We start from the raw sequence: 19,077 nt of genomic DNA, 5'->3' as shown, positions 1-19,077 counted from the left end.
GCTGGACACCCCCCTTCTCTATTATTAGTGTACTGCGGTCGCACTTGTCAAAAGCGGCGAATCCGCGCCGATACGCTGCCGCGCGGATTCGTCTGACTCAGTCCCCGCGATTGCCTCGGGTATTGAAGGCGACATTCCAGCGTTCCTCGGTCGCATCGACCGGGATCGCCGTCAGTTCCAGGGTGCCGACCTCCGTGACCGCCGCCTGCAGTCGCACGGCCACCACTTCGCCTTTCTTCCGGTGTTCGGCCGGCAGCGTGGTCTGTATCTCATCCAGTTCGTCGAGCTCGTCCTCGCCCCATTCGTCCAGGAGGTCGCCGACCTGGTCCTCGCGGCGCACGCTGGAGCCGAAGAAGCGGAAACGCACCGGCTCGCCAACTACCAGGCCAAATTCCTGGGGCGGCGCGACCGGCGCGGAGCCTTCCTCCAGCCCGAAGGGAACCAGACAAAGCGCCTGAAGCTCGGGCTCCATACCGGGGATGGCGGGCATCGCGCTCTCCACGCCAACATAGTAGGTATGCGAGGTGCCGCCGCGAATCCGCACCCCACCATGACGGCGCACATGGGCATAGAAGGCGGCCCCGCGCGCCACCGCCAGATCCAGATCGCGTGACTCCAGCAGGCGCGCGGCTGGCGCGTCCTCGGCCGCCAGCCACTGGTTGAGCACCTCCAGGACACGCGCCTGGAGTGGCGTGGCCTTGAACACGCCGCCGTTGAAGAGCACGGCGGTCGGGCGCAGAAAACTCGCGTCCGGGTGCTGGGCGACGAAGCCGGCCAGATCCTCGGTCGCGCCGCTCTGTCGACCCAAAAACGCGGCGAGATGCCGGGTCACGGCCGGATCCTGCGCGTAGGGCAGACCGACCTTGGTCAGGGCGCCGCGCGCGCGGCTGGCCGGTCGGCTGCTGGACTCGATCGCCGGGAAAAAGCCCTCGATCAGGCTGGTCTGGACCTCCTCGCGCGTGAGTTCGGTGCGGATACTGCCGCCGATCAGGCGCGATCCGCGACTGGGCACCACCACCGGCAGGCGTTCAAGCTCGGGATTGGCCAGGAGCGATTCCTTGGCCTGACGGCAGCCGTGGGTAAGCGCCTGCAACTGCCAGCGATCCAGTTCGACGCCGGATTGCGCCAGCTTGTTCTTGAGCAGATAGGCCAGCGCCAGATCCATGTTGTCGCCGCCGAGCAGGATGTGCTCGCCGACCGCCACCCGGGTCAGTTCCAGCGCGCCCGCGTTCTCGGTGACCGCGATCAGCGACAGATCGGTGGTCCCGCCGCCGACATCGACCACCAGAATGACATCGCCCACCCGCACCTGATTGCGCCAATCGCCCTGGCTGTCGCTGACCCAGCTATAGAGCGCCGCCTGCGGCTCTTCCAGGAGCACCAGATGCTCGATGCCGATCGCCTTGGCCGCCTCGGCGGTCAACTCGCGCGCCGCCGGATCGAAGGAGGCGGGCACCGTGACCGTCACCTCCTGGAGGTCCAGCGGCTCGTAGGGATGCAGTCCGTTCCAGGCATTGCGCAGATGCGCGAGGAAATGGATGCTCGCCTCGAAGGGCGAGACCTTCGCGATCTCGTCCGGCGCGCCCGCCGGCAAAATGGGCGCCTTGCGATCGATATCCGGGTGACAGAGCCAGCTCTTGGCGCTGGACACCAGACGAATCGGCGTCATAGCGCCCTGATTGCGCGCCAGTTCGCCGCCGATGCGGGTGGAATCGCTCTGCCAGGGCAGCCCCAGGTCGCCGGTCCTGAACTCGTCCTGGTGCGGCAGATAGAGGAAGGAGGGCAGCAGCGGCCGCGCCTCCACCGCGCCCGGCGAGACAAGCTGGGGGATGGGCAGCAGCGCCTGAACGACGTTCTCCCCCTCGCTCTTTTCCGAGTCCACGTAGGACAGCGCGCAATGGGTCGTCCCGAGATCGATGCCGACGGCATAACGTCCCACGCTCACAGCTCTACCTCCGCCGCCGCGAGGATCTTCAGGTTATGCCCGCTCGTGACCGCCGGAAGACGGGTCTCCACCACGCGCCAGCCGCGATGCGCCAGCGAACCCGTAAAGGGAGGATCGCCGACCACCTGACCCGTGGGCCGCAGGGCTGAGGCGTCGAAACCCCGCTCCAGGGTGATCCGGCTACCTTCCGGCTCGTCGCGCACCGGGATGATCGTCAGATGCTGTTGCAGCACCCGCTGACAGCCCTGATGGACGATCCGCGCGGCGGAACCGACCTCCTGATCGGAGTAACTCTGGATGTCCTCGTGGAGAAAATCCACCAGACGCCCCTCTTTCTGCAACAGTCCGAGCAGCAGCAGCGCGGAATCCGGTGCGGCCGTTGCCGGCGGCGCCGCGGCGGGACGCGCCTGCCGCGCCGCCGGATGTGCGGATTCGCCGGCCGGCAGGGTCGCGACGGCGTGCGCAAAATCAGGGTCTTTCAGGATGCGTCGGAAACTGCCGAACGCAATGAATGCCCTCCGGAAAAAGGACGGCGCCGATGATGCCATGAAGGATTCCTCTTCGCTGTGAAGGTCGCTAAAGTTGGTGGAGGCGCCGAGACGCCGATCAAGAGCGTATCGAGATGCGTCAAGTCACGCGCCCGCGCTGAAGTCGCGATTATACGGCTCTTTCGGGAACCAAGGGGGGTGGGCGGGATCGTGGCATAATTCGCCTGCGCTTCACTGCTATTCCGTGTCGGCCCTGCCGCGCGGCCAGACGACGTTCAGACCGACAGAGACGCTCCTCGCCATGAAGACCGAGACCGACAGGATACCGACCGCCCAACAACGTCAGGAGATGATTGCGATCGCCGCCTATTATCTGGCGGAGCAGCGGGATTTCGCGCCCGGCGGAGCGGATGCGGACTGGTTCCGCGCCGAGCAGCTGATCGACGCCATGATCGCCGATCGACGAATCAGCCGCACGACCGAAGCGGATGCCAGACGCGCCAGCATTCGCAACGCGCTTCAATTGACCTGAACGCTTGCCGTGGCGGCACGGGTGGCGCGAAGCCCCATAAAAAAAGCGCGACAGGTGTCGCGCTTAAAAATACCACCAAAGGAGGATGGAGGAATGCACTGAAACGCGAAGTTTCAGTACATCATCAGTTTCTTATTTGCCGGCCGATTTGTCAACCCAACCGAACGATTTGTCAACCCCACCGAAATGCTGGTCGCGATATCCACGGCCTGCATGACGCCGGTTTCTTTTAGCTTCCAAGCGGTGTCCCCGATGTCCTTACTCTCCTCGCGCGGCGCTCCAATACTGCCGACGCTGCTCGCCCTGGCGAGCGGGTCATTGACCGTATTGGGTTTTGCGCCGTTCTCCTGGTTTCCCCTCGCCGCGATTACGCTTGCGGTTTTCCATCAGAGCTTGACGAACATCTCGCCACGCGCCGGCTTCTGGCGAGGCTGGTGGTTCGGCGTGGGTTTGTTGGGCTTCGGAGTCTTCTGGATTCGGATCAGCCTGAACGAGTTCGGAAACATGGGCGCCTGGGCGGCTAACCTTCTGATGGCGCTCTTCATTGCCGCCATGGCACTGTATTACGGTCTCGCGGGCTGGCTGTTCTGCAAACTCGACAAAGGGCCTTACTGGGCTGGACCGCTCCTGTTGTTTCCCGGCATCTATGTCTTTTTCGAATGGCTGCGTGGCTGGCTGTTCACCGGCTTTCCCTGGCTGAATCTCGGTTACACCCAAATTGACGGACCACTGGCTGGCTATGCGCCGATCGCTGGGGTCTATGGTGTCAGCCTGCTGGTCGCGTTGTCCGGCGGGCTTCTTTGGGGGCTGTTCCAATGGCCGGTCCGCCCCCGGATGGCCGCCGGGCTCGGGCTGGGCGCGATCTGGCTGGCGGGAGTCGGCCTGCAACAGATTGACTGGACCCATCCCGCGGGAGCTTCCTTTCGGGCGAGCGTGCTGCAGGCGAATATTCCTCAGTCCGCCAAGTGGGTGCCGGATGCCGGTGTGACGATCGCGCAGGCCTATCTGGAACTGACCAAGGATCATCTTGAATCCGATCTGATCGTCTGGCCGGAGACGGCTCTGCCCGATTTTCTGGACCAGGTTCGAGATCCGCTGATAACGCCTCTCGCGGAGCGGGCGCAGGCGGAAGGCATCGAGATCGTGCTCGGCATTCCGGTGATGGACAGGGCGACGGGACGCTACTACAACGGCCTGTTGAGCATCGGCGGCCGCGAGGATCTTTACGCGAAGCGTCATCTCGTGCCCTTCGGCGAATTCATGCCATTCAAGCAATGGTTGGGACCGCTCGTCGAGATGTTCGAGGTTCCCATGTCCGATTTCAGTCACGGCACGAACCAGCGTCCGCTGCTTGAGGTTGGTCCGCGTCTGGCCGGCGTCTCCATCTGCTACGAGGACGCCTTTCCGAACGAAGTGGCGCAGGCGCTTCCGGAGGCGCAATTTCTGATCAATGTCAGCAATGACGCTTGGTTTGGCGACTCGCTCGCGCCGCATCAACATCTGGAGATTGCCCGCATGCGGGCACTGGAAAATGGACGCTTCATGGTGCGCGCCACCAATACGGGAATCTCGGCCATCATCGACGACCGCGGTCGGGTTATTGCCGCGGTGCCCTCATTCGTGCGCGGAGGGGTTGCCGCGGAGGTGCGGCCACTCCAGGGCTTGACGCCCTACGCCATCGTTCGTCACTGGCTGGCGATCGGGTTGGCCCTAGCGATAGTCGTGGCCGGGTTGTTCGCTGGAATGCTCCGCCCGGCCTTCAGGGACGGCGAACGCATGCACGCGTCGTTTTCAAGGTGCTGGATCCTAGACGCCGCAGCGTACAGGTTGTCGGCCATCTTCTCGGTGCGTGCATTGCCATGGTCTGTGGCCGCCGTTCTCCACCGCATGATGTACCGGAGTGACACCGCGGAGCCGTGTCACGAGACCTCGATGCTGGATTGCAAGACCTGCCCCAGCGGCTTCGCCGCCAGGGTCACGCGATTCTTGCCGGCTTTTTTCGAGCTATACATGGCGGCATCGGCCAGGCGGATCAGCTCCGGCAGGCTATCGGCGTGATCGGGGAAGCCAGCAATGCCGATGCTGGCGCTGACTGCTCGGCCGTTCCAGCGCAGCGCTACGATGCGCTCCCGAACCTTCTCGGCAATCGCCTTCGCCTGAGCGATCTCCGGCAGTTCGGAGAGCAGGAGGACGAACTCGTCGCCGCCGAAGCGAGCTGCCAGGTCGACGCTCCGGCAGTTGCTCGTGAGGGTGTCCGCCACGTCGCGGAGCACCCGGTCGCCAGCCTGGTGCCCCTGGGTGTCGTTGATTGCCTTGAATCCGTCCAGATCGAGATAGAGCAGGGCGAAGCGCCGATCATGACGCCGCGACCGCTCGAACTCCTCGTCCAGCCGATCCTCGAAGGCGGCGCGGTTGGCGATCCCGGTCAGCGCATCCACGCGGGCCATGCGTTCCAGTCGGTCATGGTGCCGCTGGCGTTCCAGCCGGACGACGCTCACCGCCCGGACGCCCACGGCGATCAGGATCAGCAAGATCGCGCCCACGAGACTCAATCGGGCCAGAATCTCCGTTCGGCTCCGGTCGATGCGCGCCCGGGCCACATGGGAGATCACAAACCAGCGATAGGCAGCGGCGGCATCGCCCCCAGCGACCGCCTCGCCAACCGACCGCTCCAGTTCCGCCAGGGGATGGACGACGCGAAAGGTGAACAGACCTGCCTCCGTGTTGACCTGTCCGGACGGCGCCTGGTTCATGGCGGCCCAGGCCGGCGGCGAGAAGCTCTGCATGCGGATCTCCTCCTGCCCAGGGAACATGAAGCCCCAACTCGGGGGTGGATTGGGCGAGAGGAGCCAGTAGCCCTCGCCATTCAGGAGCATGGGGTCGCCCGGCGAGGCGAGTCCGGCCTTCGCCACGGCGTCCAGCATCGTCTGGGCCAGAAAATTGACCAGAACGACGCCGCGCTTGCGTCCGCGCGCATCGAAGACGGGGGCGCCGATGCGGATCATGGATTTGTAGGGAATTTCGATGGCCCCGTTCTCGATGTTGAGATCCAGGGGCGAGACATAGACGCCGCCTGCGTCCAGGGCCATGGCGTCGGTAAAATAGTAACGCCCGCGTTTATCCTGGAGCGCCGTGTCGGGCACGACGGCGGGTTGTCCGGCGTTGAAGTTCACGCGCACCACTTCCCTTCCCCGCTCGTCCAGATAGCGCAACTGGTCGTAGACCTCCCGGTTGCGGCACACCGCCAGATATTCGCGGGCGATCCGAGGCAACAGGCTCCGGTCGCCGGTGTCCAGAAAATCGCTCAGCTCGTTCTGCGCGGTCAGAATGAGGACATCGGCGACCGCCTCGTGCAGCCACTGAGTCACGACCTCGGTTTGGGCGTCGACGGCCAGCGCCTCGTCCCGGCCCAGGTTCTGATAAAAAGCGGCCATTTCCCAGCGATAGATCAGCACGAGAATCACGACCGGAACTGCGGCGAGCCAAGGAAAAAACGTCCAGAAGGGTTTCCAGGTGGTCTTCAGCATGAGGTCGCCTTCGCATCGAATCTGCCCAGCGACTAGAATACCCCGATTCAGTGCACGCCAGTACAGACCACTTCGGCAGTCTCCAGCCATCCACATGCCAACCGTTCCCTCGCTCGTCACCACCCTGTCTCACAAGACTTTGGCCGTGGCGCTCGCCGCCATCTGCATGAGCCTGATGGTGGTTGCCCTGTTCGAGCATCTGGAAATGCGGCAGGAGACGGCCAGTCTGCGGGCGGAGTCCCTGGCGCAAGAGCAGGACCGTCTGCGCCAGACGGTGCGCCAGGCGATGGCCTTCGCGCGCCACCAGCAAGCCCTCGTCGCTTCGGGCCAGGGTGAGGAGAACGCCTCGGCCGATCGGCGCGCCGAGTCGCAGCGCGCGACCCTGGACTGGCTCGAACGGCTGTCCTTCGAGGACGGCACCTATGTCTTCGCTGGACAATGGGACGGTCTGTCGCTAGCGGGACCGGCCAAGGGAGAAAACATGCTGGAGACGATCGACGAGAACGGCAAGCCGATCGTGCGCGCGCTGATCGAGCAGGCGCGCGCCGGCGGCGGCTTCGTCGAGTATGTCCTGCCACTGTTCCCAGGCCAACGCTCGGCGCCCAAACTCAGTTATGTCGAGGCGCTCGACGAGTGGGGCTGGTATGTCGGAGCCGGCGCCTATCTCGACGAGATCGAACAAGGCGTCAGCGCCATGCGTCAGTCCGTCCGCCAGCGCTTTCAAATGGAGATCCTTTCCATCGGCGGGCTGTTCGCGCTCATCGTCGCCTACTTCTACCTCCTGATCCGCAGGCTGACACGCCGGGCGCGCGCCAATATCGAATCCTTCCTGGAATACTTCGAGCAGTCGGCCAATTCGCAACTGGAGATTGCGCCGCCGTCGATGGCTTTCAGCGAGTTCCAGACGATCGCCCGCTCCGCGACGACCATGATCGCGAAGCACCGGCGGGCCGAACGCGCACTGCGATCGAGCGAACGACGGTTTCGCACCCTGATCGAGGTCAGCCAGTATGCCATTCAGGAAATCGATACCGTCGGCGTCATTCAGTACGCCAATCCCGCCTGTCACGGGCTGCTAGGTTATCGCTCCGAGGAACTGATCGGGCGCAGCGTCGCCGATCTGGTGCCTGAGGACGAACGCACGGCCCTGCTGCGCGATCTCCAGTCGTTCGCGCTCCGCCAGCCGCCGCCCGAGACCTACTACAACCGCAATCTGACTCGCGACGGTCGCCTGATCGACGTACAGGTGGACTGGAACTACAAGCGCGACGAGCGCGGGCGGGTCGTCGGTTTCGTCAGCGTCGCCAAGGACATCACCGACTACCGCCGCGCCCGTCGGCTGCTCGACGGCCGCAACCGGGTGCTGGAGATGCTGGCGCGCGGTCGGCCCATGACCGACATGCTGGAGGCTATCGTCGCCTATCTCGAACAGATCGCCCCGCACGCCATCTGCTCGATCCATCGACTTGACCCCGAGTCCCAGACCCTGCACACGCTCGCAAGCCTGCGCTTGCCCGAGTCCTATACCCGCGCCGTCGAGGGCGTGCGGGTCGGGCTCGGCGTGGGTTCCTGCGGGACCGCGGCCGTCACCGGCCAGCGCGTGATCGTCGCGGACATCCTGGCGCATCCCGACTGGGCCGACTATCGGGAGCTGATGCTCCAGACACCGCTGCGCGCCTGCTGGTCGCAACCCATCCTGGACCACGCCGGACAGGTACTCGGCACCTTCGCCGTGTATGCCACCCAGACGATGGAGCCGACGGTGGCGGATCTGGAACTGATCGAATCGGCGGCCGAACTGGCGGCGATCGTCATTGAACACGAGCAGGCCGAGGCCGCGATCCGCAAGGCGGAGGAGCAGTCGCGGCTGCTGCTGGAATCCAGCACCGAGGGGATTTTCGGTCTGGATCTCGCGGGCCGGATCACCTTCATCAATCCGGCCGCCGCCAGTCTGGTCGGTTTCGACCCCGACGAGTTGATCGGCGGCGTCGTTCACGAACGGATTCATCACTCCCGCGCCGATGGTACGCCGCTGCTTAACAACGACTGCGCCATGCTGGCCGCTGCGCGCGAAGGCGGCAATCACCATGTCGCCCATGAAGTCCTGTGGCGCAAGGACGGCAGTTGTTTTCCGGCCGAATACTGGGCGACCCCGCTGCGACGCGACCAGCGGATCGAAGGGGCGGTGGTGACCTTCCACGACATCAGCGCCCGGCGGCGCGCCGAGGCGGAGATCCAGCATCTCGCCTTCCACGACGCCCTGACCGGCCTGCCCAACCGGCTGCTGTTCAAGGAAGAGCTGCAACAGGCGCTCACCGCGCTGCGGCGTGAGCGCAAGCGCTTCGCTCTGCACCTGCTGGATCTGGACCACTTCAAGGATGTCAACGACAGTCTCGGTCATCCAGTCGGCGACGAGCTGCTGCGCGCCGTGGCCGATCGGCTCACCGCGATCACCCGCGGCACCGACCTGCTGGCACGTCTCGGCGGCGACGAGTTCGCCCTGCTGCAGGGCGACATCCAGGAGATTGCCGACGCCGCCATGCTGGCCGGGGAGATCGTCGAGCAGCTCGGTCAGGACTTCGACCTGAACGGCGTCCGACTCAACATCAATACCAGCATCGGGATCGTCATCGCCAATCAACAGAGCCGCGACGTGGACGAGCTGATCGCCCAGGCGGACGTGGCGCTCTACAAGGCCAAGGAGGCCGGACGCGGCACCCATGCCTTTTTCGAGGACGCCATGACCCTGCAACTGAAGCAGGACATGGAGATCGCCCGCGAACTCTCCCAGGCCATCAAGCACGACGAGTTGCTGATCCACTATCAGCCGCAGTTCGACCTCAACGAGGGCGGTCTGGTGGGCATGGAGGCGCTGGTGCGCTGGCATCACCCCAGCCGCGGCCTGCTCCATCCAGGCGACTTCATCGCGGTGGCGGAGAAGCGCGGACTGATCCGGGGTCTGTCGGACTGGGTGCTGACCGAGGCCTGCCGGCAAAGCCGCGCGTGGGCCGAACAGGGTCTCGACTTCGGACGGATCGCGGTCAATCTGTGCGCCCAGCAGGTCGGCGATCTCGCCTTCGGCGACCGTATTCTGGAGATCCTGCACGACACCGGCGCGCTCCCCCGGCACCTGGAACTCGAATTCACCGAGACCGTGCTGATCGAGGCCACCGCGCAGACCCAGGCGGACATCGTGCGTCTGTCCGAACTGGGGGTTCATTTCGCCATCGACGACTTCGGCACCGGTTTTTCCTCGCTCCAGTACCTGCGCAAATTCCGCACCGACAAGATCAAGATCGACCGCGAATTCGTCCAGGATGTCATCCTGGACGCGGGCGACGCCGAGATCGTCAAGGCCACCATCGCGCTGGGCGCCGCGCTGGGCCTGATTACCATCGCCGAGGGGGTGGAAACCGAGGAGCAGGCAGCGTTTCTCCGACGCCATGGCTGTCGGCAGGCGCAGGGTTATCTCTATGCCCGCCCGATTCCGGCCAGCGAAATCGAACGACACTGGCTGCGACCGGCGCCGACCGCGGCGGCCATTGGCTGAGGCGAGTTCCGAAAACAACATCCCATGAACGTGTCCCGAGCGACATCGCGTCTAACTTGTAAACGGACAGGATTCACAGGATTTCGCAAGATTGACAGGATTAAAAACAATGGCTTCTATCCTGTTCATCCTGCGAAATCCTGTGAATCCTGTCCATTAACAGCCTCTCCATGGGTAGATTGTTTTCAGGAAATCACCTAAGCCCACGTCTCAAACGTCTGATCGGCGGGGCCGGGGAACTCTCGGGATGCGATCCATCAAAGGCAACGGGGCCCGAACCCGTCACACTGTCCGGGCATCCCACTCAACCTTTCAACCGATCCATCAACAGAAGAGATTGACCTCCAATGAAAACACTTGTCCGTCTGACCGCCGCCTCCGCCTTTCTGACCGTCGGCCTGGCCATCGCCGAAACGCCTGCCGCAAAGGCGCCGGTCAACCCCAATGTCGAGGAGGCCAAGGGCATCGTCAAGGCGTTCGCGACCCAACTGCAGGGCGAACTCAAGGCCGCGATCGATGAAGGCGGCCCAGTCCAGGCCATCGGCGTCTGCAAGGAGCGCGCGCCGGCCATCGCCGCCGAACTGGGCGAAAAGACCGGCTGGCAGGTCAAGCGAACCAGTCTCAAGACTCGCAACGCCGAACTCGATACCCCCGATGCCTGGGAACAGGACGTGCTGACCGCGTTCGAGCAACGCAAGGCGGCGGGCGAGGATGTGCAGACCATGGCACAAGCCACGGTGGTCGAGACCGAGGCCGGCAAGGCGTTTCGCTTCATGAAGGCCATCCCCACCGGCGAGGTTTGCCTGGCCTGTCACGGCAGCACGATCAACCCGGAGGTAGCCGCGGCGCTCGACGAGCATTATCCTAACGATCAGGCTCGCGGCTACAGCCTGGGCGACATTCGCGGCGCCTTCAGCCTGACCAAACCACTCTGATCGCAAACCGCCCCGGAACCCGGCCGGGGTCCGGAGGTGAAGATCCATGGCCGACGTTCAGTTCGACCTCAGCTTTGACGGCACGCTCGTGCCCGACGCCGACCCGAGTGCCGTGCGCCGGCAGTTGGGCGCGCTCTTCAAGCTCGACGACGCGGGCGTCGCCCGGCTGTTCACGGGCAAGCCGGTGTTTGTCAGACACGCGGTCGACGTTGCCACGGCGGCCAAGTTCGAGCGGGTTTTCGCCCAGGCCGGAGCGGTTCTGACCATCGCTCCCTGTGAGGAGGCCCGCGTTCAGTCCGAGGTTGCGGAGCACGGCGACGCCGATCCGAACGAAGCCTCCCCGGTGCGCGCCGAGGCGTCGCCCGCGCCCAGTGCGCCATCCGGTCTCGCGCTCGCACCCCAGGACGGCTTTCTCGAACCGACCGGCCCGGTTAAGATTCCGGACCTCGATACCAGTTATCTAAGCCTCGTCTCCAGTCCCGACTGGAGCCTTGAGGACTGCGAACCGACCGTCGCGCCTGCCCCGGCGGCGGACCTCAGCCATCTTTCGCTGGCGGCCATCGACACCCCCGACCCCAGGGACAACACGGATTGACGCCCACTCAATGAGCACAGACTTCGACCACATCGTGATTGGCGCCGGCATCAGCGGACTCGGCGCCGCCCATTTCTCCGCCCGCCGGGGTCTTTCCACACTGGTTCTCGAATCCAGCGAGCGGATCGGTGGCTGTCTCAACAGCCAGCATTTCGATGCGCTCGACGGTTACTGGACCGAGGCCGGCGGACACACCTGCTTCAACAGCTACGGCAACCTGCTGTCGATCCTGGACGATCTCGGTTTGACCGACCGGGTACAGCCCAAGGTCAAGGTCGGCTATTCGCTCTGGAAGGACGGTAAGCGGCGCTCCATTACGTCCGCGCTGCATTTCCTGGAGGCTGCCCGTTCCATCCCGCGCATCTTTCGGGCACCCAAGGCCGGGCGCGGCGTCGCCGATTATTATGGAACCGTGCTTGGTCATCGGAACTATCGGGATCTGCTGCGCCATGCCTTCCAGGCCGTCATCTGTCAACCCGCCGACGACTATCCGGCCGAGGCGCTGTTTCGCCGTAAACCGCGCCGTAAGGAGGTCATCAAAGCGTTCACCTTCGCCGAAGGGCTCTCGACCATCCCGGACGCCATCGCCGCCCAGTCGTCCATCGCGGTCCGCACCGGACAGCGCGTCTCGGCCATCGAACCGGATGGCGAGGGTTTTCGGATACTCGTCGAGAAGGCCGACGAAATCCGTTGTGCCGCCCTGACTCTGGCGGTTCCGCCCGACGCCGCCACCGCCCTGATGCCCAAGGCGTTCGAGACGGCGCGCGCGACCATCGCCGGGATCGGCATGGCCGAGATCGAAACCCTGGTTCTGACCTTCCGCAACCGTGATTTGGATCTCAAGCCCCTGGCGGGGCTGATCGCCGTGGACGATGCTTTCTATTCGGCGGTCTCGCGCGACTTCCTGCCGGACGCGAATTATCGCGGCTTCGCCTTCCACTTCCGTCCGGGCGAACTCTGTCAGGAAGCTCAGGCCGCCCATGCCTGCGCCGTGCTCGGCGTCAAACCCGAGCGCATCGCCGCCCGCGCCTATGTCCACAATCGTTTGCCAGCCTTGCGTCACGGCCACACCGATCTGGTGCAACGGCTCGACGCGGCGCTATCCGGTCAACGGCTTGGCGTCACCGGCAACTGGTTCCTCGGGGTTTCGATCGAGGACGCGCTGACCCGCAGCCGCGCCGAGTCGGATCGTCTGTTCGGCGCTTAGGCGAACACCCCAAAGGAGCAATGCACCATGCGCAAAACCCTCCTCGCCCTGATCCTCGTCGCTCTCGCCGCGCCGATCGCCGCCGAAGAAATCGGCAGCGTCGCCACCAAGTTCAAATGGATGGGCCCCAACGACAAGATCGTCATCGAGGTCTTTCAGGACGAACTCATCCCCGGTGTCGCCTGTTATCTCAGCCGTGCCAAGACTGGCGGCGTCTCGGGCGCGGTCGGCATCGCCGAGGACACCTCCGATGCCTCGCTCGACTGCGTCCAGATTGGACCGATCGACCTGTCGGACGATGTGCGTTCGGGCAAACGCGACGGCGAGGATGTGTTCAAGAAGCGTACCTCGATCCTGTTCAAGACGCTTCAGGTCGTCCGCTTCTACGATGCGCCGCGCCATGCGCTGGTCTATCTGAGCTATAGCGACCGGATCATCGAGGGTTCGCCGAAGAACAGCGTCACGGCGGTCGCCATCCAGCCCTGGACCAAGGCTGCCACGCCGACACAGTGAAGCGTTGCCCCAACCACGCCCCCCTGTCAGTGCGGGCCGATGTGTCGTGAGCCCTGGCTGAGAGTCCCACCGCCCGGATCGGCACCGACCCGGAACCGCCGGGCAAATCGACCGCGTCTGTCCCCGCGAACAACGGCGGATGCATCGGAAACCAATCCTCAATCCAGCCCCATTTGCGGATAAAATCCCCAGTCTGGTTTCTATCCCAATGAGGTTTACCGGTGGCGTCAGACAACATGCAGCAACCCGAAGGCCGGCCAGGCGCCGGGCGCGCGCCGATCGTCTGGGAGACGCCCACCGATGACCGCTACCGGGATATCCTCTATCAACAGGCCGAGCGGATCGCGAAGATCACCATCAACCGTCCGGAGGTGCGCAATGCCTTTCGCCCCCAGACGGTGCGCGAGCTGATCGACGCCTTTCATCGCGCCCACTTGGATCCGGAGATCGGGGTCATCGTCCTGACCGGCGCCGGCGACCTGGCCTTCTGCTCGGGCGGCGATCAGCGCATCCGTGGCGACGCGGGCTATCAGGACGAGTCTGGCGTGGAGCATCTGAACGTGCTGGAACTGCAACGCCAGATCCGCACCCTGCCCAAGCCGGTGGTCGCCATGGTCGCGGGCTATGCGATCGGCGGCGGACATGTGCTGCATCTGATCTGCGACCTGACCATTGCCGCCGACAACGCGCGCTTCGGTCAGACCGGCCCACGGGTCGGCAGTTTTGACGGCGGTTTCGGGGCCGGTCTCATGGCCCGCACCGTGGGGCTCAAAAAGGCCAAGGAGATCTGGTTTCTGTGCCGTCAGTACGATGCTCGGGCGGCACTCGACATGGGCCTGGTCAACACCGTCGTGCCCCTGCGCGAACTGGAGTCCGAGACGGTCGACTGGTGCCGCCAGATGAACCGGCTCTCGCCGACCGCCCTGCGCGTGCTCAAGTCGTCCTTCAATGCCGACACCGACGGGTTGGCCGGGATTCAGGAACTCGCGGGCAATGCCACCGCGCTCTTCTATACCACCGAGGAGGGGCAGGAGGGACGCAATGCCTTCCTCGAAAAACGCGAGCCGGATTTTCACCGGTTTCCGCGGCGGCCTTGAGACTCGCGGCCCGCTGGCGGCGATCATCTCTCTGTAGTAACGTCGCTACTCACTCAGAATGGGGTGCTCACATGACGATCACGACCATCTCAAGCCGGGAATTCAATCAGCACGCCAGCGATGCCAAGAAGGCCGCCAACCAGGGTCCGGTCTTCATCACCGACCGTGGCCGACCGGCGCATGTGCTCATGAGCATCGACGACTATCGAAAACTGTCGGGCGGCCGAATGACCTTGCTGGATGCGCTGGCCCAGACTGCGGCCCCGGATGTCGATTTCGAGCCGCCGCGTGTCATGGGGCTTTTGCGTCCGGCGGATCTGTCCTGATGTTCGTTCTGGATACCAATGTCGTTTCCGAGATGCGCCGACCGGAGAAGGCTGACCCCAGGGTCAGGGCCTGGGCCGCCGCGACCCCGCTTGCCAGCTTTTTTCTGTCGTCCATCACCGTGCTGGAACTCGAGATTGGCGTGTTATCGCGGGAGCGGAAAGATGCCGCTCAAGGGGCGATCTTGCGCGCCTGGCTCGACAGCCAGGTCTTGCCGGGGTTTTCCGAGCGCATTCTCGCGGTCGATCTCGCCGTTGCGCAATGCTGCGCACGTCTGCACGTGCCAGATCCGCGCGCGGAGCGGGACGCGCTCATTGCGGCGACCGCGCTGGTTCATGGCATGACCGTGGTCACCCGAAATGTTCCCGACTTCGCGCCCACTGGCGTGCGGATCCTGAATCCCTGGGCGGATGTCTGAGGTGATTTTTTGAAACCAATCTACCCAACAGAAAGGCGGTTAATGGACAGGATTAACAGGATTTCTCAGGATGGACAGGATTTCGTCAAAAGCTGTTTTTGAATCCTGTGAATCTTGAAACATCCTGTTAATCCTGTCCATTTTGAAGCCTTGGGCATGGGTATGAACTTTCCCGGAAATCGCCTGAAACCCGGAGCGGCGCCGATCCTAGCCAGGCCCCTTTCGGCCTCACTCACTCACCGACCTTCGACTCCATCATGACCCACACCTCGCAGGTTTGCCTACCTGGAAAGGCCCCGCAAACGCCCTCGCGCCTGACGCGCTGGATCGCGGCCGCGCGCCCCAAGACCTTGCCGCTGACGCTGTCCCCCGTGATCGCGGGCATCGCGCTCGCGCTCGCCGAAACGGGACAACTGGCCCCACTGGCGGCGCTCTGCACCCTGCTCGCGGCCATGCTGATCCAGATCGGAACCAATCTGCATAACGACGCGGCGGACTTCGAGCGCGGTGCGGACACCGCCGCGCGTCTCGGTCCCGCGCGCGCGACGGCCCAGGGCTGGTTCAGCGCGCGGCAGGTCAAGACCGCCGCGCACCTGACGTTCGCGCTCGCCTTTCTGCTGGGGCTGGCCCTGATCGCGCGCGGCGGCTGGCCGATTCTGCTCGTCGGACTCGCCTCGCTCGCCGCCGGCTATGCCTATACCAGCGGTCCGCGACCCATCGCCTATGGCCCTTTCGGCGAGGTCTTTGTCCTGCTCTTTTTCGGGATGGCGGCAGTGGGCGGCAGCTATTATCTCCAGACCCTGACCTTCGGCTGGCGGCCGCTGTGGCTGGGTTTCGCGCTCGGACTGCCCGCCGCCGCCGTGCTGCTGGTGAACAATTACCGCGACCTGGAGACTGATCGCGCGGCCGGGCGCCGGACCCTCTGTCATTACCTCGACCGTCCGCGCGCCCGGATCCTCTATACCCTGCTGCTGCTGGCGCCGGTCCTTGTCCTGCTGGCGGCGGATCTCCCCGGCGGCGCCTGGCCGCTGCTCGCCGCCCTGCCGCTGGCCGCGTTTTTGAGTCTCCGGCTCTTTCGCGGCGCCCGTGGCGAGGCGCTCAATACCCAACTCGCCCGCACGGCGCTCTTTCAGTCCCTGCTCGTCGTGCTGTTGATCGTCGGCTTTCTGCTCCCCGGATTGCCGTGATCGAGCGACTTCAGGTCAGACCCTATGAACTGCCGCTACGCCGTGCCTGGGCAAGCGCCCGCGGCGGTTTCGCGCGGCGTCGGGGCTGGCTGATCCAGGCGAGCGCCGAGGGACTGCATGGCTATGGCGATTGCGCGCCGCTGCCGGCCGCCGGCACCGAAACGTCCGAGGCGGCCTGGGAGGCGCTGTGCCAGGCGCGGGCTTGCGCGCTGTCCCGGTCGGCGGACACCCTGCTGGAGTCGCTGGCGCGGGAGTTGGCGACCGCCCCCGCCGCCCGCTTCGCCCTCGAATGCGCCCTGCTCGATCTGGCCAGCCGTCGCCGGGGGCTCCCGTTGCGGCGCTGGCTCTCCGACAGCGCGCGCGACGAGGTGCCGGTGAACGCCCTGCTCGGCGCGCTTGGAACGCTCGTCCCAGCCGATCTCCAGACGGCCTGCGACGCGGGATTCCGGGTGCTGAAGATCAAGGTAGGCATCCATGACCCGACCGCCGAACTCAAACATCTGGTCGATCTTGCGCGCCATCTGCCGTCCGACATCGGATTACGGCTCGACGCCAATGGCGCCTGGGAACCGGACGTGGCCAGACGCCTGATCGACGGACTGAATTCGCTCCCCATCGAATCGCTCGAAGAGCCCCTGCGCAACCCCGACTCCGAGATGTTGACAAGGCTTCAAGCCGGCGCGGCCTTTCCATTGGCGCGCGACGAATCGCTGCACGGACTGGGCACGGACCTCGATCCCGCGACACTCGGCGTGCGGCGCATCGTCCTCAAACCGGCCGCGCTCGGCGGTCTGGCGCGCGCGCTCGCGCTGTCCGCGCGCGCCAGGGCGGCGGGGATCGAGGTCGTCGTCACCGGTCTGGTGGACAGCGCGGCGGGTCTGTGGCCGACCGCGCAACTGGCCGCCGCCATCGGCAGTCCCATCCCGCACGGACTCGCGACGGCGGACTGGCTGGCCGCCGATCTTGGCCCCGCCCCGCGCCCGCGACTCGGTCAGATCGATCTGCCCCGGACGGCGGGCTCGGGATTCGAGCCGTCCCCATGACCGCGAGCCTGGATCCCGAGGTCTGGTCGGTCCTGCGGCTGATCCTGCAGGTCGCCTTTTTCGTGTCCGTGTTCGCGCTTCTCAAATCCATGTATGAGGTTCGCGAATTCACCCAATTGCGGCATCTGGCCAAGCCGACGGGCGCCTTTCGTGTCCCGACGATTCTGCTGTCTCTGTTGTTTCTCGGTCTCTTGCTCTATCAGGCGACCTGGCAACTGACCGGTGTCTTCCGTCCCGAATTCATCGCCTTCATGCAGCTGCACGACCGACGCGAGTTCAATCCTGCCCACTGGATTGAACGCGGCCGGATTCTCGACCGCCGGGGCGAGGTGCTCGCCTACAGCGAGGAGATTCTTGGCAAGGTCTACCGGATCTATCCCGATGGGCCGGTGTTCTCGCCGGTGGTCGGCTACACGCAACCGATGTTCGGGGCGACCGGGATGGAGGCCGTGGCGACCGTTCATCTGAATGGCGGCACGGCCGCAAGTCTGAAAAACTGGAGCGAACTGGGCCGGCAGCTGGTGGTCCAGGAGAAGCGCCCGCGCGGACAGGATCTGACCCTGACGCTGGACGCCGACCTGCAACGCCTCGCGGTCGAACGGCTCGGCGAGTGCCGGGGCGCGGTGGTGCTGCTGAATACGATCGATGGCGCGATTCGCGTGCTGGCGAGCGTCCCTTCCTACGACCCCAACCAGATCACCCCGGCGCTCTTTCAGGGCGGCGATCCCGCCTCGCCCTTGCTGAACCGCGCGACCCAGGGACTCTATCCGCCGGGCTCCACCTTCAAGATCGCCCTGGCCAGTCTGGCGCTCGAACAGGGATTCGCGGGCACGCTCGACTGTCCGGCGGACGGTTTCACGACCTCGGCTCGCTATCGCAAGATTCGCGATCACGAATATTACGGCGCGCGCAACAATGGAACGGTCTGGAAGGGGTATGGACGGCTGGATCTGACGCGGGCGCTGGCGAAATCGTCCAACGTCTTTTTCGCGCAACTCGGGGTGCGGTACGGTCACGACGCCTTCGACGCCATGACCGACCGGTTCCAACTCAATCGTCAGATCCGGCTCCATGAGAGTCCCTATGGCGTCTGGGCGATGCGCACCGGTCAGGCGCCGCGTCTCGATCGCTCGGATCGCTATGGCCTGGCGCAGATGTCCATCGGGCAGGGGCGATTGCTGGTGACGCCGGCCTACATGGCCATCATGGCGGGCGCGGTGGCCAATCAGGGACTGGCGATGACGCCCCGGCTGATCGAAAACGAACCGCCCAGGCCGCTCGCCCGCTTCATGAGCGAGACAACGGCCGGGAAACTCGCGCCCATGCTGCGCAAGGTTGTCACGGAGGGCACGGGGCGCGGCATCGACCAACCGACCCTCGCCATCGCGGGCAAGACCGGCACCGCGCAGAATCCCCAGGGGGATTCGCACAGTTGGTTCGTCGGCTTCGCCCCCGCCGACCGCCCGGAGCTGGCGATCGCCGTGCTGGTCGAACAGGGCGGTTATGGCTCCGCGGTCGCGGCCCCGATCGCGCGGGATCTGCTGCTGCGCGCGCAGGCGTTGGGGCTGATTCGCGACTAGGAGCCTGTCCGACTTAGGTCGGACGTCGCGGCGAAGCCGCTCTGGAGGCTGAAAATCAAGGTGACTTTCTCATCAATGGGTCATTGAATGGCCATTTTTCACGACATCGACGCCACGTCACGCTGTTTTCATGGAT

15 protein-coding genes and 1 pseudogene are annotated in these 19,077 nt (G+C 64.9%); 13 read left to right on the top strand and 3 right to left on the bottom strand.

What is annotated here, in order from left to right; genetic code table 11:
* Positions 1 to 97: 97 nt before the first annotated feature.
* Both QZY07_RS14770 and QZY07_RS14765 read right to left on the bottom strand, forming a co-directional pair.
* Positions 98 to 1,945, bottom strand: coding sequence for an Hsp70 family protein (locus tag QZY07_RS14770; protein WP_295404222.1), 1,848 nt, complete (start codon positions 1,943 to 1,945; stop codon positions 98 to 100).
* Positions 1,942 to 2,493, bottom strand: coding sequence for a DUF2760 domain-containing protein (locus QZY07_RS14765; RefSeq protein ID WP_295404219.1), 552 nt, complete (start codon positions 2,491 to 2,493; stop codon positions 1,942 to 1,944). Before QZY07_RS14765 ends, QZY07_RS14770 begins: the two co-directional genes overlap by 4 nt.
* A 241-nt stretch (positions 2,494 to 2,734) precedes the next feature.
* On the opposite strand from QZY07_RS14765, the gene QZY07_RS14760 reads away from it, so the two are divergent.
* Both QZY07_RS14760 and lnt read left to right on the top strand, forming a co-directional pair.
* Positions 2,735 to 2,965, top strand: coding sequence for a DUF2934 domain-containing protein (locus QZY07_RS14760; RefSeq protein WP_295404217.1), 231 nt, complete (start codon positions 2,735 to 2,737; stop codon positions 2,963 to 2,965).
* A gap of 252 nt (positions 2,966 to 3,217) precedes the next feature.
* Complete coding sequence (gene lnt / locus QZY07_RS14755) at positions 3,218 to 5,023, top strand: apolipoprotein N-acyltransferase (protein ID WP_295404214.1); 1,806 nt, start codon at positions 3,218 to 3,220, stop codon at positions 5,021 to 5,023.
* Here lnt and QZY07_RS14750 read toward each other — a convergent pair.
* Positions 4,996 to 5,412, bottom strand: a pseudogene (locus QZY07_RS14750) (GGDEF domain-containing protein); the annotation flags it as partial. The gene lnt and the pseudogene QZY07_RS14750 overlap by 28 nt on opposite strands.
* Before the next feature lie 1,174 nt (positions 5,413 to 6,586).
* On the opposite strand from QZY07_RS14750, the gene QZY07_RS14745 reads away from it, so the two are divergent.
* From QZY07_RS14745 to QZY07_RS14695, 11 genes are all read left to right on the top strand, one after another.
* The gene (locus tag QZY07_RS14745) at positions 6,587 to 10,042 is read left to right on the top strand and encodes an EAL domain-containing protein (RefSeq protein ID WP_295404211.1); all 3,456 of its coding nucleotides are present in this window, start codon (positions 6,587 to 6,589) and stop codon (positions 10,040 to 10,042) included.
* Between the two features lie 347 nt (positions 10,043 to 10,389).
* Positions 10,390 to 10,977 (top strand): DUF3365 domain-containing protein, encoded by a 588-nt coding sequence (locus tag QZY07_RS14740; RefSeq protein ID WP_295404209.1) that lies wholly within the window; start codon positions 10,390 to 10,392, stop codon positions 10,975 to 10,977.
* A gap of 46 nt (positions 10,978 to 11,023) precedes the next feature.
* Positions 11,024 to 11,572: a hypothetical protein gene (locus QZY07_RS14735; RefSeq protein WP_295404207.1), complete on the top strand. Its 549-nt coding sequence runs from the start codon at positions 11,024 to 11,026 to the stop codon at positions 11,570 to 11,572.
* Between the two features lie 10 nt (positions 11,573 to 11,582).
* Positions 11,583 to 12,779 (top strand): FAD-dependent oxidoreductase, encoded by a 1,197-nt coding sequence (locus QZY07_RS14730; RefSeq protein WP_295404204.1) that lies wholly within the window; start codon positions 11,583 to 11,585, stop codon positions 12,777 to 12,779.
* A gap of 27 nt (positions 12,780 to 12,806) precedes the next feature.
* Positions 12,807 to 13,292, top strand: coding sequence for a CreA family protein (locus QZY07_RS14725; RefSeq protein WP_295404202.1), 486 nt, complete (start codon positions 12,807 to 12,809; stop codon positions 13,290 to 13,292).
* Positions 13,293 to 13,528: 236 nt separating this feature from the next.
* Positions 13,529 to 14,389 carry a 1,4-dihydroxy-2-naphthoyl-CoA synthase gene (gene menB, locus QZY07_RS14720; protein WP_295404199.1) on the top strand — a complete coding sequence of 287 codons (861 nt, stop codon included), beginning with the start codon at positions 13,529 to 13,531 and terminating at the stop codon, positions 14,387 to 14,389.
* Between the two features lie 71 nt (positions 14,390 to 14,460).
* The gene (locus tag QZY07_RS14715; RefSeq protein WP_295404196.1) at positions 14,461 to 14,715 is read left to right on the top strand and encodes a type II toxin-antitoxin system Phd/YefM family antitoxin; all 255 of its coding nucleotides are present in this window, start codon (positions 14,461 to 14,463) and stop codon (positions 14,713 to 14,715) included.
* Positions 14,715 to 15,131, top strand: a complete 417-nt coding sequence (locus QZY07_RS14710; protein ID WP_295404193.1) for a type II toxin-antitoxin system VapC family toxin — start codon at positions 14,715 to 14,717, stop codon at positions 15,129 to 15,131. Before QZY07_RS14715 ends, QZY07_RS14710 begins: the two co-directional genes overlap by 1 nt.
* A 257-nt stretch (positions 15,132 to 15,388) precedes the next feature.
* Positions 15,389 to 16,318, top strand: coding sequence for a 1,4-dihydroxy-2-naphthoate polyprenyltransferase (locus tag QZY07_RS14705; RefSeq protein ID WP_295404190.1), 930 nt, complete (start codon positions 15,389 to 15,391; stop codon positions 16,316 to 16,318).
* Entirely contained in the window at positions 16,315 to 17,361 is a 1,047-nt protein-coding gene (gene menC, locus QZY07_RS14700) for an o-succinylbenzoate synthase (protein ID WP_295404187.1), read from the top strand. The genes QZY07_RS14705 and menC overlap by 4 nt, the downstream gene beginning before the upstream one ends.
* Positions 17,358 to 18,941, top strand: coding sequence for a penicillin-binding transpeptidase domain-containing protein (locus tag QZY07_RS14695; protein ID WP_295404184.1), 1,584 nt, complete (start codon positions 17,358 to 17,360; stop codon positions 18,939 to 18,941). The genes menC and QZY07_RS14695 overlap by 4 nt, the downstream gene beginning before the upstream one ends.
* The last annotated feature ends 136 nt before the right edge of the window (positions 18,942 to 19,077 follow it).

The sequence above is a fragment of the uncultured Thiocystis sp. genome, assembly GCF_903866365.1.
Classification (GTDB): Bacteria; Pseudomonadota; Gammaproteobacteria; order Chromatiales; family Chromatiaceae; genus Chromatium.
Note: the sequence above shows the minus strand (reverse complement) of the source record. Positions and strands in the feature narration are given on the sequence as shown.